8 protein-coding genes are annotated in these 15,338 nt (G+C 42.7%); all 8 read right to left on the bottom strand.

All coding sequences use genetic code 11. The features are described 5' to 3' along the window. Positions 1 to 15: 15 nt before the first annotated feature. The 8 genes from KHS79_RS13010 to KHS79_RS12975 all read right to left on the bottom strand — a co-directional run bounded on the left by KHS79_RS13010 (position 16) and on the right by KHS79_RS12975 (position 15,224). Positions 16 to 645: a type II secretion system protein N gene (locus KHS79_RS13010; protein WP_212719611.1), complete on the bottom strand. Its 630-nt coding sequence runs from the start codon at positions 643 to 645 to the stop codon at positions 16 to 18. Positions 646 to 921: 276 nt separating this feature from the next. After that, positions 922 to 3,570, bottom strand: coding sequence for a bifunctional acetaldehyde-CoA/alcohol dehydrogenase (gene adhE, locus KHS79_RS13005; protein WP_212719609.1), 2,649 nt, complete (start codon positions 3,568 to 3,570; stop codon positions 922 to 924). A gap of 197 nt (positions 3,571 to 3,767) precedes the next feature. Next, entirely contained in the window at positions 3,768 to 4,556 is a 789-nt protein-coding gene (gene pflA, locus KHS79_RS13000) for a pyruvate formate lyase 1-activating protein (protein WP_212719606.1), read from the bottom strand. A 159-nt stretch (positions 4,557 to 4,715) separates the two neighbouring features. Then, positions 4,716 to 6,989, bottom strand: coding sequence for a formate C-acetyltransferase (gene pflB / locus KHS79_RS12995; protein ID WP_212719603.1), 2,274 nt, complete (start codon positions 6,987 to 6,989; stop codon positions 4,716 to 4,718). An 856-nt stretch (positions 6,990 to 7,845) separates the two neighbouring features. Then, positions 7,846 to 8,976 (bottom strand): beta-ketoacyl-ACP synthase III, encoded by a 1,131-nt coding sequence (locus KHS79_RS12990; protein ID WP_212719600.1) that lies wholly within the window; start codon positions 8,974 to 8,976, stop codon positions 7,846 to 7,848. A 59-nt stretch (positions 8,977 to 9,035) separates the two neighbouring features. Beyond that, positions 9,036 to 12,959 carry an ATP-dependent RNA helicase HrpA gene (gene hrpA / locus KHS79_RS12985; RefSeq protein WP_325167613.1) on the bottom strand — a complete coding sequence of 1,308 codons (3,924 nt, stop codon included), beginning with the start codon at positions 12,957 to 12,959 and terminating at the stop codon, positions 9,036 to 9,038. Positions 12,960 to 13,033: 74 nt separating this feature from the next. Beyond that, the gene (locus KHS79_RS12980) at positions 13,034 to 13,198 is read right to left on the bottom strand and encodes a hypothetical protein (protein ID WP_157365414.1); all 165 of its coding nucleotides are present in this window, start codon (positions 13,196 to 13,198) and stop codon (positions 13,034 to 13,036) included. Positions 13,199 to 13,535: 337 nt separating this feature from the next. Next, positions 13,536 to 15,224 carry an AMP-binding protein gene (locus KHS79_RS12975; RefSeq protein ID WP_212719596.1) on the bottom strand — a complete coding sequence of 563 codons (1,689 nt, stop codon included), beginning with the start codon at positions 15,222 to 15,224 and terminating at the stop codon, positions 13,536 to 13,538. Between the last annotated feature and the right edge of the window lie 114 nt (positions 15,225 to 15,338).

Genomic DNA, 15,338 nt, shown 5'->3' with positions numbered 1-15,338 from the left:
TACCAGTAATGTGGATTAATTAAACTGTGCTCGTAGTGCTTCTAATCGGCGACGTATTTCGTCTCTACGCTTATCAGGCGAGGAAACACCAGAAGGTGTCATTGGTGGCCGCGTTGGATAACCAGAATATCGTTGTTGACTCACTCTACTGCTACTACCTTCACCTTTAATCAAAGGTAAGTTTTCTAGCTTACCCCCACGCTCCAATGTAATATGGGTTGGCTTAATATCACGAATGGCAACACCACCTGATACAGTATCACCTATTCGTAAGAGCTTACTTTGGTTGTTATTGGTTTGGACAACAGCTGCTGAATCACCCACTTCTGTAGAGAAAAATACTGCCTGTAACTTCAAATTAAGTTTAGTGATCGGTATTTCTGGCGTGACTTTAACTTCCTTCTCTTTTTTTGGTGGTTCGCCAAAAATGGCATGGGCTATTTTTGGTAAATCCTTTTCATTTGCATCAACCTGCGGGTTTACCTGAGAGTCACTTATTTCGGGAGCACCAGAACTACTTAATAACTGACGTGTTTGATGCTCATTACTCTGGATCTGCAGATAACCCCAGTAACCTACAGCACAACTGCTGGCAAGCAAGATGACCCCAAGTGTTCGGTCAATCAAAGTATGAATAGTGCTCACAATATTTCAGTGACTCCTAAAGGTACATCCGGGTATCCCATTACCAATGAATAGCAGTGGCTCATACCTCTTTACGACGCTTGTCATATAATAACTGTGGGCATTCTAACTAATCACTGAAGGTTTTTGAAGACAATCACATCAATACCAGACTAATCTCACGCTTCACACTCAACCTGCTTTATCACAAAAAGTTTACCCCATAAAAAAACGGACTCAAATGAGTCCGTTTTTTGGGCTGGTCACTCCCTTATACAGAGGGTGTTGTATTAGGGTTTATGACACTTTTTTACCTTTTTTACTTTCTTTATCTTTTACTAACTTCAGAGGTGCCTTCTGACTAGAACCATAGTAGGCATTAGTCAACAGTTCTTTAATCTCAGAAATCAGCGGGTAGCGAGGGTTAGCAGGTGTACATTGATCATCAAATGCTTCTTCTGCCACTTCATCCAGTCTAGACAGGTACTCTTTCTCGCTAACACCGTAGGCCTGAATAGACTCAGGAATACCTACAGCCTTCTTCAAACCTTCCACAGCCTTAATCAGGTTCTCAACTTTCTCATCTTCAGTCGCACCACCCAGACCAATGTACTCAGCAACACGCGCATAACGTACTTTAGCTTGAGGGTATTTATATTGAGGGAAAGTGCCCTGCTTAGTTGGTACATCAGAAGCGTTATATCGAATAACTTCTGAAATTAAGAACGCATTCGCTAAACCGTGTGGGATATGGAACGCTGCACCAATTTTGTGAGCCATTGAGTGACAAACACCCAAAAATGCATTCGCAAAAGCAATACCCGCCATTGTCGCTGCATAATGTACTTTCGCTCGCGCTTTAGGGTTCTTAGCACCTTCGGCATACGAGTCAGGTAAGTATTTAAATAATAGGCGAATAGCTTCTAATGCTTGACCGTTAGTATACTCATTGGCAAATACAGAGGCATAGGCTTCTAAGGCGTGAGTTAAAGCGTCCACACCACCAAATGCAGTCAATGATTGTGGCATGTTCATCACCAGGTCAGGGTCAATAATCGCCATGTCTGGTGTTAACTCATAGTCAGCAATAGGATACTTGATACCAGTTGAAGTATCAGTTACCACCGCAAAAGGAGTCACTTCTGAGCCTGTACCTGAAGTAGTAGGAATAGCCACCATCTTCGCTTTAATACCCAATTTAGGGAATGTATAAATACGTTTACGGATATCCATAAAGCGCAGAGCTAAATCTTCAAAGCGAACTTCAGGGTATTCGTACATCACCCACATAATTTTGGCGGCATCCATTGGTGAACCACCACCCAACGCAATGATTACATCAGGTTTAAAGGCGTTCATCATTTCAACACCTTTATTTACAGTAATCAGCGATGGATCTGCTTCAACTTCATAGAAAACTTCAGTTTCCAAGCCAATACGACCAAGAACATCAGTTACTTGATCAACGTACCCGCTATTGTATAGGAAAGGGTCAGTAACAATAATGGCACGCTTGCGGTCTTTCAGCTCTTCAAGGGCAACAGGCAGTGCACCATTTCGGAAATAGATGTCTTTAGGGATTTTGTGCCACAACATATTTTCTCGCCGACATGCAACTGTTTTGACGTTAATAAGGTGTTTAACACCCACGTTTTCACTGACAGAGTTTCCTCCCCAGGAGCCACAGCCTAATGTCAATGAAGGTGCTAGACGGAAGTTATACAAGTCACCAATCGCACCCTGAGAAGCAGGCATATTGACTAGAATACGTCCAGTCTTCATTGCTTTACCAAAAACATTGATACGGTCTTGGTTAGCGAACTGATCGGTATAAAGCACAGAAGTATGACCAATACCACCAAGCTCAACCAAAGCAACTGCTTTAGCTACTGCATCATCGTAGTTTTTAGCACGATACATCGCCAGTGTTGGTGATAGTTTCTCATGCGCAAATGGCTCTTCTGTAGCAGTAGAGTCACACTCAGCAATCAAAATTTTAGCTTCTTTAGGAACCTCTACACCACCAATTTCAGCCACTTTCCAGGCTGGCTGGCCAACAATGGCTGGGTTCATGTTGCCATCGATAAGCACCTTGGCACCGACACTTTTCTTTTCATCTTTAGATAAGATGTAAGCACCGCGTGCTTGGAACTCACGCTTAACTTCTTCATATACACTATCAACCACGATAACAGATTGCTCAGAGGCACAAATCACGCCGTTATCAAAGGTTTTACTCATAATGATTGAACTAACAGCCATTTTGACCGCTGCAGTTTCATCAATCACCGCAGGAGTATTACCTGCACCTACACCAATCGCTGGTTTACCAGAAGAGTAAGCAGCCTTCACCATACCTGGGCCACCTGTTGCCAGAATCATATTGATATCTGGGTGACGCATTAAATGCTGTGACAGCTCTACAGAAGGCTCATCGATACAAGCAACGATGCCTTTAGGAGCACCCGCTTTTTCTGCTGCTTCACGGACAATACGTGCAGCAAGTGCAGTGGACTTTTTAGCACGAGGGTGTGGTGAGAAAATAATACCGTTGCGGGTTTTTAACGCTAACAGTGCTTTAAAAATAGCGGTAGAAGTAGGGTTTGTGGTAGGAACGACACCCGCAATCAAGCCAATAGGCTCAGCCACTTTCATGATGCCGTAAGTTTTGTCTTCTTCAAGAACACCACAGGTCTTGTCATCTTTGTACTGGTTGTAGATATACTCAGAAGCAAAGTGGTTTTTAATCACTTTATCTTCGGCAATACCCATTCCAGTTTCTTCTGCTGCAGCTTTTGCTAACTTAACACGCTGGTCGTTAGCCGCTAATGCAGCAACGCGGAAGATTTCGTCAACTTGCTCTTGAGTAAAATTAGCATAGGCTTGCTGTGCTTCTTTTACTTGAGCGATTAACTTATCCAGCTTATCGAGGTTACTGACACTCATGTCGTACTCCTATTAAAACTAAAAACGCAAAATAAAAATTCTTTTCAGCACCTGGCTTGAGCTGTTTGCTAGCGGTTTTCATTCAGGAGTGCTTTATTTAAGACAAGTCTAGTACAGTTCTATAGCTGCAAACTTGATACATGTCATTTTGTAGTAAACTTACCAAAACAATGCATAAATAAAGCAAAACTTTCGTTTTAGAACGTTACTTTGATGTGATATTCCGAAAAAATAGCCTGTAGTTTCAGCAACGTTTCCTTTGGTGGTGGCTCAACACCCACTAATGGATAGCGGTCACCAAACGCTTCCCATTTATGCTTACCTAATTCGTGATAGGGCAATAACTCAACTTTTTCCACGTTACTCATCGGTTGGATAAATTCAGCCATTTGCCTAGCTGTTTGCTCATCATCTGTATAGCCTGGTACAACCACTAAACGAATCCATGCGGGAATACCTTTTTCTGCTACATATTGAGCAAACTTCAGTGTTTTCTTGTTACTCACACCAGTCAGTGCTTTGTGACGCTTATCATCTACCTGTTTAAGATCCAACAATACCAAGTCAGTATGCGCAAGCAGTTCGTCTAACTCCTGATTATATTTAGTAGCATAACCATTGGTATCCAAGCATGTATGAATTTTTTCTTTTTTAAGCGCGGTAAACAAAGCTTTAACGAATGGTACCTGCAACAAAGGCTCACCGCCTGTCACCGTTACTCCTCCGTTAGAGGCTTCCATAAACGGTTTATAGGCAACTATTTCTTTTACTAAGTCACCAGCTGCTTTTTTCTGCCCCCCTTCAAGATCCCAGGTATCTCGGTTATGACAGTATTTACAACGAAACAAACAGCCCTGTAAAAACACTACATAACGTGTTCCAGGACCATCAACCGTTCCAAAACTATCCACCGAGTGGACATTACCCGACACTTGTAGAGGGTCTACAGTGATAGAGTCTTTAAAAGGATAGATAAGTTGTGTCATTCGCCACCTAATACAACGGGCATTGATCGGCTCACTCCACGATAGAACAAAGCCAAATACAGTTATGCTGAAGTTAGTCTATACCATCTTCACGCAACCTTCAGACACTAAGAAGCAGGGCTTTGCCCTGCTTCTTAGGAACGAGATAATCTTCAGAGATTACATTCTGGCATGGAATGTCCGAGAAATAACATCCATTTGCTGCTCACGTGTCAACTTAACAAAGTTTACAGCGTAACCTGACACACGAATAGTCAATTGTGGATACTGATCTGGATGTTCCATTGCATCCATTAAGGTTTCTTTATTTAACACATTGACGTTAACATGATGACCACTGGCTTTGAAGTAACCATCAAGCATCGCACTTAGGTTTGTCACTTGAGCGTTTTTATCTTTACCTAAACCTCCAGGTACTAAAGACATGGTATAGGAAATACCATCTTCAGCATCATTGTATGGCAGCTTAGATACAGACAGTAATGACGCTAGCGCACCTTTTTCATCACGACCATGCATGGGGTTCGCACCAGGAGCAAAAGGTTCACCCGCCTTACGCCCGTCAGGTGTAGTACCTGTTTTCTTACCATAGACAACATTAGAAGTAATGGTCAGGATAGACTGAGTCGGTACAGACTTGCGATAAGTTGGGTTCTTACGTACGTGCTCCATAAAGCGATGTACAACATCCACTGCGATTTGGTCAACACGGTCATCGTTGTTACCAAACTTAGGAAAATCGCCTTCAATCTGGTAATCAATGACATATCCTTCATCATTGCGTACTGGCTTCACTTTCGCGTATTTAATCGCTGCCAGTGAGTCCGCCACAATAGATAGGCCAGCAATACCACAAGCCATCGTACGGTACACATCACGATCATGCAGGGCCATCAGAGCAGTTTCATAGCTATAACGGTCATGCATATAGTGGATAATATTCAAAGACTTAACGTACTGATTCGCAACCCAATCCATGTAATGGTCAAAGCGCTCCCAGACTTTATCAAAATCCAGGTATTCATCAGCCATTACTTCCATTTTTGGTCCTACTTGCAAACCAATTTTCTCATCCATACCACCGTTGATAGCGTAAAGCATAGTTTTAGCAAGGTTACAGCGAGCACCAAAGAACTGCATTTGCTTACCAATACGCATTGCTGATACACAGCAGGCAATACCATAGTCGTCACCAAACTTAGGACGCATTAGGTCGTCACTTTCATACTGGATCGAGCTGGTATCGATAGATACTTTAGAACAGAAGTTTTTAAAGTTTTTCGGTAACTGCTCAGACCATAAGACTGTCAGGTTAGGCTCAGGTGCTGGTCCCAAGTTATAAAGTGTATTTAGGACACGGAATGAGTTTTTAGTGACCAACGTGCGGCCATCTTCACCCATACCACCGATAACTTCTGTTACCCAAGTAGGATCACCGGAGAACAGTTGATCATACTCAGGTGTTCTTAAAAAGCGTACCATGCGTAATTTAACAACCAAGTCATCTATCATTTCTTGCGCTTCAGACTCAGTCAAAGACCCATTGTCAATATCACGCTTAATGTAAATATCTAAGAAAGAAGAAATACGGCCAATACTCATGGCAGCACCATTTTGAGACTTAACCGCTGCCAAGTAAGCAAAATAAGTCCACTGAATCGCTTCACGTGCTGTCACTGCAGGGCGAGAGATGTCAAAGCCATAGCTCTGTGCCATCACTTTCATATCTTTCAACGCTTGGACTTGGTCAGACAGCTCCTCACGCAAGCGCATCACATCTTCATCAAAAGAATCTGGGTTAAGGTCAGCTTTCTGCTGCTGCTTGTCCTCAATTAAGCGATCAATCCCATATAACGCTATACGACGGTAGTCACCAATAATGCGGCCACGTCCATAGGCATCAGGTAAGCCTGTAACGATACCGGCTTTACGACACTTCAGAATTTCAGGGGTATAAACATCAAACACGCCCTGGTTATGAGTCTTACGGTATTTTGTGAAAATTTCAGAAACCTGAGGCGAAAGCTCACGGTCATAAGCTTGGCAAGAAGCTTCAACCATACGAATACCACCATTTGGCATAATGGCACGTTTTAAGGGCTTTTCAGTTTGCAGACCAACAATAACCTCAAGGTCTTTATCAATGTAACCTGCAGGGTGAGAAGTAATATTAGAGACGACCTCAGTATCAAAGTCTAAAGGGCCACCTTTAGCATTTTCCTGCTTCATCAACTCAAGCACTTTTTCCCACAGCTTTTGAGTACGCTCAGTAGGACCTGCAAGGAAGCTATCATCACCTTCATAAGGTGAATAGTTTTTCTGAATAAAGTCACGAACATTAACAGCAGTCTGCCAGTCACCGCCATTAAACCCTTGCCAAGGATCAGGCAAATCACTACCTACATTCGCTGTAGCAAGATCATCTTTATACATGGTTATACCCTCGTATTTTTTCTAAAAGTTGCCTGATACCACTTATCTCATCAGTTGATGATGATAAGTAATACCCCAAATTCGTTGCATACATATAAAACACAGCTGTAGATTGCCTTTGAGCTTAGGCCATGAAACCAAGATACTAGAGAAAAAAGTGATGAAAAATGACGTATCTACTTGTCTATAAGCTCTAATGACGGCACGCACAGCTAAATTTGCTACAGCAAGAACAGATAGCAGATGCTCTAAACTTAGCATAGTAAGGATCTGCCTAGAGTTTGAATACTTTGAATGAACAATCTGAAATAAGCAGAGACACTGCTTAGACACAGAGGTCAAGTGACTGAATACTGTTTGAGCAACACATTGCATGATCCACATGATGATAGCTGGCCTCTCTACCTTATCGGCCAGGAGTCATATATTTCAGGGATCACCTGAGATGTGTATCTGACGACTGTCTTGGCCGCAAAATTTGATAGCTCAAAGAACCGTTGCGCAGCGACGCTCAGTTTTGAAGTGGTGAGTATGCACAGCGACAAAGAGTGTTGGATAAACCAATAAATGTTGTATATGGCGTCAAATAACTTTGACTGATTCTTACACCATTTGTTGCATTAATTTCAGAATAAAATGGCAATTATTTACGGGTTATATACCGCTTAGAATCGTTTAATGCTCACAGATCAAAACTGAATATTATGTATGTAGTTTAACGAAAACAATCCACCAAAAATTGACACAAGTCAATTTCAGCTGAAGTAACCGGATACAGTGGTTGTTATTTCATAAAAAAAGGGATGTCTTGTTAAACTAACACCCCCTCACTGAAACAATCTAACCCAACAAAGAATCACGCAAGCTGTTTTACAATAATTGAGCCTGCTGAATAACCTGCACCAAAGGAACAAATTACTCCAATGTCTCCTTCAAGCAAATCTTGGCGATGTAGATGAAAGCAGATAATTGATCCCGCAGAGCTGGTATTTGCATATTCGTCCAGTATAACAGGCGCTTCATCATTAGCGGGTTCCCGACCTAAAATACGACGGGCAATCAGCTGATTCATGTTCAAATTAGCTTGGTGCAACCACAGACGGCGAATCTGTTGTGCATTAATATCAAGCTGTTGTAAATGGTCTACGACCAAGTTTGATACCATAGGACATACATCCTTAAATACTTTGCGTCCCTGCTGCATAAATAACTTATCAGCATTAGCACCTTTCACATCTGACTCAACACAACGATTCAAAAAGCCAAAATTATTGCGGATATTATTTGAAAACTGAGTTATTAAGCGCTCCCCCATTATCATCAGCGGGCGAGATGTAATTGCATCAGATCGATTTTCAAGCACCACAGCCGTACAGGCGTCACCAAAAATAAAGTGGCTATCCCGGTCTCTAAAATTTAAGTGAGCAGAGCAAATTTCCGGACTCACCACCAACATACATTTTGCCGAACCTGACCGAATTGCATTTACAGCCGCCTGAATGCCAAAAGTGGCAGAAGAGCAAGCAACATTCATATCATATGCAAAACCCTGTGCACCAAGCGCTTGCTGAAGCTCAACAGCCATCGCCGGATAAGCACGCTGCATATTTGAACAAGCGATAATAACCCCATCAACCTCTTCAGCCTTTCGACCTGCATCAGCCAAAGCCTCATGAGCTGCCGTCAATGCCATTTTTGCTTGAATAGACAACTCATCATCTGTCCGCTCAGGTAGCTTAGGATACATCCTGGTTATATCCAGTATTCCCGCTTTATCCAAAACATGTCGTCGTTTGATACCTGAAGCTTTAACTATAAAGTCAGCACTTGAAGTCTGAAGTGGCTCCATATCGCCCATTTCAATAGCCACACTGTGTCGTTCATTATAATGACTGACATAAGCATTAAATGATGCTACGAGTTCTTCATTTGTAATCACATCATCAGGGCTGTATAGCCCTGTTCCAGTTATGACAATCTCTGTCACTTTCGCCTCGCTTGTCGTTATTCTAGGGTTGGATATACATATCCAAAGGTCAGATAAGGTTATGGTTGTAGCACCAGTTCCCACTGCTTACGCAAACGCTTTGCTGATATCGGAACACTGGTTTTTAATGACTGGGCAAATAGGGATACGCGATACTCCTCTAAAAGCCAGCGATAAAGCTGAAGATGAGGACATGCCAGGGAGGCGCCCTGCAATGCAGATGCACGTTGTTGATAGGCTTCCCAAAGTTGAGTCAATTCTTCAGTATGAGCATTATCCCGAGGAATTTGTCCACCTAGCTTATCAAGCCGTTGCAATATGGCATCAAGATAGCGCGGATAATGTCTCAACCAACATAATGGAACGTCTCGTAGGCATCCTCTATACACTAATTGCTGCAGCTGAAACTTTATATCAGCAAGTGAGCGCGCGACTGCTAGCGAAATACGCCCTTTAAGCTGCTTATTAATAGCATGATAACGAGAAAAAACGTCAACCAATAACGCCGTTATCTCACTCACTAATGACGCTAAGTTCCCTCTCAGCTTTTCAATTAGTACTAGAAAATCAGCTTCATTACGGGGAGGCTCAGTTTCCTCATCATGTAAAAGAGTATTGACTGCCAGCCAAATAATATCTTCTTCTAATAAAGACTTGGGATAAACATTCACCCCCCACAGCGCTACTTGCTTTAACTGTGGCATTTGTGTGCGCAAATACTTCAGCTGTTGTGAAGGCAGTGCTAACAGCGCCAGTCGGGTTACACCACGATGATGTTCTGCTTTGGCCTTGTCCTCAGTCGCAAACACTTTAAGTGCTACACTATTTTTTTCATCCACTAAAGCAGGATATCCACGAATCACCAACCCCTGCTGTTGCTGAGTAATTTCTTCAGGCAAATAATCAAAATTCCACTGGGTGATCCCATTCCTTTCTAATCCATGATTAGACAATTGCTTTAGTGATGCTTCAGCTACATCTGCAAACTGTTGGAGCAGTGCTTGCAAATCACGCCCCTGCCCCAAGCTTCTACCCTGTTCATCCACAACATGAATATTCATTTGCAAATGAGCAGCTAATTTGACCTGTTGCCATTCTTCCTCTGAAACGCGTATTCCTGTCATTTTCCGCAACTGCTCCCCCAGCTTTTCAGTGAGGGGTGTATCATCAGGTGAAATCGCTTCCAATGCGGCATTCACAAAATCAGGCACAGGCACAAAGTTTTTACGGACAGCCTTCGGTAAGCCTCGAATTAATGCTGTACACTTTTCTTCAATTAATCCAGGAACCAACCATTGCAATCGGTTACGTGGTAACTGTGGTAAAGCCGCAACGGGCACTTGTAACGTCACGCCGTCATCATCTGCTGTTGGATCAAAGTGATAACTCAACGGATAATGGACTCCCTGCCAAGCAAACTGGTCAGGGTATTGTTCCGCCGTAATATGCTCAGCCTCATGGCGCATTAAATATTCCTGAGTGAGCAACAAATAATCCGGGTCTTTTTTCTCCTGTGTTTTTCGCCATCGCTCAAAGCTTCTCGCATCAGCAATATGATGAGGAATACGTTCATCATAAAACTGATACAGCACTTCTTCGTCCACTAAAATATCACGTCGCCGGGCTTTAGCTTCCAAATTTTCAACCGCATCAATTTGTAGCTGGTTATACTCAAAAAAATCACCTTGAGTAGTAAAATTACCCTCAACCAAAGCACCTCGAATAAAAAGTTGGCGAGCGACCACAGGATCAATTTTTCGATAATCTATTTTGCGACGAGGCACCACAATGAGGCCATAGAGAGTGACCTGTTCAAATGCAATCACTTGCCCACGACGCTTTTCCCAGTGCGGCTCAAAATAATGCCTTTTTAATAAGTGCTCTGCCGCTTTTTCAACCCATTCTGGCTCGATTTTTCCTAAAATTCGTCCATAAAGCTTAGAGGTTTCAACCAACTCTGCAGACATCACCCATTTTGGTTGTCGTTTAAATAATGCGGACCCAGGAAATAAATAAAACTTTTTATTACGAGCGCCCTGGTACTCCCCCTGCTCCAATTTAGTACCAATATTTCCCAGTAACCCTGGTACTAACGCTTGGTGAACTGCTGCATACTCAGCGGGTTCCTGATTAATTTTTAATCCCAGCTGCCGACATGCCAACATTAATTGATGATGTAAGTCTCGCCACTCCCGCATACGTAAATACGACAAAAAGTGCTGCTTGCAATACTTACGCAACTGGTTTTGACTTAGCTCCTGACGCTGATTCTCATATGCATCCCATAACTGAACAAAACTTAAAAAGTCAGAGTCATCATGCTTAAACTGAGCATGCTGCTGATCAGCCGCCTGCTGCTTTTCAGTAGGACGCTCTCGAGGGTCTTGAATACTCAACGCACTGGCAATAATTAATACTTCACGCAATGCTTGAAGCCCAGCACCTGCAACCAGCATACGTCCCATCCTGGGGTCAACAGGTAGTTGTGCCAACTGCCGGCCTAACGGCGTCAATCGCTGCCGATGATCAATTGCCTGTAATTCCTGCAATAATTTGAGTCCATCGTTGATCAAGCGATTATCGGGAGGGTCTACAAATGGAAATGCCGTTATATCCCCAAGCCGCATTTGCAGCATTTTTAAAATGACCGAGGCGAGATTAGTGCGCTGAATTTCCGGCTCTGTAAACTCTGGCCGCCCTAAAAAGTCTTCTTCACTGAATAAGCGAAAGCATACTCCTTCTGCTACCCGCCCACATCGGCCTTTACGCTGGTTTGCACTGGCCTGAGAAACTGCCTCAATCGGAAGTCGCTGCACTTTTGAACGGTAGCTGTAACGACTGACTCGTGCTGTTCCTGGATCAATAACATAACGAATGCCTGGCACGGTGATGGATGTTTCAGCGACATTGGTCGCTAACACAACCCTTCTACCTCGGTGCGGTTGAAAGACACGTTGTTGCTCAGCCGCCGTTAAACGAGCGTAGAGTGGCAGTACCTCTGTATCCCGAAAAGCTGCCTGTCGCAACGCTTTAGCGGTATCACGAATTTCTCGCTCACCACTCAAAAACACAAGCACGTCCCCCAGTCGAGGAACCTGACCTTGACGTTCTAACTGTTCAATTTCCCGCAAAGCACTGATAATGCCTTGCAGCTGTTTTTCATCCGTATCACGCTTATTATCACTGCTGTCTTCTTCATTATCTAAGAATGGACGATAATGAACAGTTACCGGATAAGCTCGACCTGATACCTCAATAATGGGTGCTTGATTAAAGTGTTGAGAAAAACGTTCCACATCTATGGTTGCTGAAGTAATTATCAGCTTTAACTCAGGACGTTTTGGTAATAACCACTTGAGATAGCCTAATAAAAAATCAATATTTAAACTGCGCTCATGGGCCTCATCAATAATTAATGTGTCGTACTGATTAAGAAAACGATCCTGTTGAATTTCGGCTAATAAAATACCATCCGTCATCAACTTGATATGGGTTTGATCGCTCACCTGATCAGTAAAACGTACCTGATAACCAACAGCATCCCCTAATTGTGTCTGTAACTCTTCAGCAATTCGCGAAGCAACAGAGCGGGCTGCCAAGCGGCGAGGTTGTGTATGACCTATCATACCCAAAATACCTTGCCCTGCTTCAAGGCAAATTTTGGGAAGCTGCGTTGTTTTTCCGGAACCGGTTTCACCTGCAACCACTATCACTTGGTGTTGCTTGAAAGCATCCAGAATCTCAGCTCTTTTTTGCGCAATGGGCAGCTGTTCATTATATGTTGGTTTAGGACTATTAGCCTTTCGTAACTGCACCAACGCTGTTGATTTAGCAACTTGATCTTGTATCGCGATTAATGCTTCATTAGGTATTTTTTTTCCGCGATAAGTCTTACGTAAATGGTTTAATCGTTTATTAAAACGAAAGCGATCTTTCAGCATCGCTTGTGAGATTTGTTCTTTAAGCACTGCAAATGTTATCACTGCTAATTACTGCCTTAACTTTCTATACCCTTCACGAATCATTTTTACGCACCTCACGGGCCATCAAAGCTGTTCTAATATGTTCCCGACACATTTGGGCCTGTTGTCAGCAGCGCTGTTAGATCAGTTAACATTGCTACCGTAAGTTTCAGATGAGTAAACTTGCCCTGGGGCTTCATCGCTTGACGACCGCCCAAATAAACCCCTTGTATTGGATATGCTGTATTTACTTTTTTCATAGTGTTTATTCCTTCTCCATCAATAAAGAGAAAAGGAGTGGGTAGGTAAATCGCTTGATTATAACTTTCTCACTAAATTTAAAATTCTTAGCTCACTACGGTATTGTGTTATCTGGCTCAATTTAAGTTTCTTGATAAAAAACGTCGTATTTAAAGGATAGCGTGGATAATAGGCGCAGAGAATAAACTATTTACACTATATTTTCACGTTAAATAAAAAACCTATCAATTACTCACTGCACACTATTTTAAAGGAAGGAACCATCAAATAAGCACAGAATATGAGAGCTGACGAACATAGCCAGCCCTTATTTTATTTTTAAACGATCAAAGTACGCTAACTCGCTTTTTTCAGTTTGCCTAACTCTTCATCTCGTAATTGTCTACGCAGAATTTTTCCGACATTAGTGGTGGGTAATTCTTCACGAAACTCAACAAGTCGGGGAATTTTATAACCAGTCACATGGTCCCGAAAAAACTGCACAATATCTTCTTTTCGTAATTGTGGGTTTTTTGATACCACAAACGCTTTTATCGCTTCTCCCGTTTTCTCACTAGGCACACCAATCACTGCGCACTGTGTCACATCTGGATGTTTAGCCAGCACATCCTCTAATTCATTGGGGTAAACATTAAAGCCCGAAACAACAATCATATCTTTTTTACGATCAACAATTTTTAAATAGCCTTCCGTTGTAAATGCAGCAATGTCTCCTGTTTTTAACCAGCCATCATCTGTAAGCGACTCCATTGTTGCTTCTGGACGCTGCCAATATCCCTTCATCACTTGTGGGCCACGAACCCAAAGTTCACCGGCTTCTCCTGGCTGATCGACTTCGCCATTATCTCCCATTAACTTAACTTCTGTGCTAGGTACTGGCACGCCAATAGTTCCAACCTTAGGCTGATGAATGGGATTCACACAAACAATAGGAGATGTTTCTGTCATGCCATAGCCTTCGCAAATAGTACTCCCAGTAATACTATGCCAACGCTGGGCTGTATCCAGCTGTAATGCCATACCACCTGACAGGGTCAAGCGCAGACCACTAAAGTCGAGTTGGCGAAAACGCTCATTATTCATTAACCCTACAAATAGTGTATTTAAGCCCACAAAGGCAGAAAACTTAATGGAAGACAACTCTTTTACAAAACGCGGCAAGTCTCTTGGATTAGTGATCAGCACGTTATGTTGCCCAGTAAACATGCCAACCATACAATGAAAGGTAAATGCATAAATATGATATAGCGGTAACGGAGCAATGATAGTTTCCTGAGCCACAGTCAAATCTTTCCCCATCATCGATTTAGCCTGTAACATATTGGCAATAATATTACGATGGGTCAGCATTGCCCCTTTCGCGACCCCTGTCGTACCTCCAGTGTACTGTAGAACAGCAACATCATCTGCTTGTACAGTTACCGGGCGAAGGGTGTAACGTGAACCATCAGACAATACTCTCCGAAAGGGAATCGCTTCGGGCAAGTTAAACGAAGGCACTAACTTTTTCACATGTTTAACGACCGTATTAATTAATGTTCGTTTAACAAGTGGAAGCATGTCACCTATTTGCGTCACAATCACATGTTTAATCGCTGTTTTTGGTACTACTTTCTCCGCCAGGCTTGCCATATTAGCCAGCACGACCAGCGCTTTAGCACCTGAGTCTTTAAACTGATGCTCCATTTCCCTTTCGGTATATAAGGGGTTGGTATTCACTACAATAAGCCCTGCACGCAATGCCCCAAAAACTGCGATGGGAAATTGAATTAAATTGGGCAGTTGAATCGCGATTCGATCACCTGGTTGTAAGTCCGTTTCATGCTGTAAAAATGCTGCAAATTGACCACTAAGTTGATACAACTCGCCATAAGTAATCGTACACCCATAATTAGTAAACGCTGGTTTATCAGCAAATTGGCGACAACATGTATCCATTACTTCAAGAATTGACTGATATTTATCTACAGCAATAGTACGTGCCACACCTGCCGGGTAAAACTCGGCCCAATTGGGTTGGTTCATGCTGTGTAAACTCCTAAGTGCGCTATACCCATCACTTTGGGTATTTTTTCAGCTCTGACTGTTTTGATTATGTTTTTTTATGCTTATTGTAAGGGCAAGCATTGTTAGCTAACG

The organism is Zooshikella ganghwensis (genome assembly GCF_018263875.1).
GTDB classification, from domain to species: Bacteria; Pseudomonadota; Gammaproteobacteria; order Pseudomonadales; family Zooshikellaceae; genus Zooshikella; species Zooshikella ganghwensis.
Note: the sequence above shows the minus strand (reverse complement) of the source record. Positions and strands in the feature narration are given on the sequence as shown.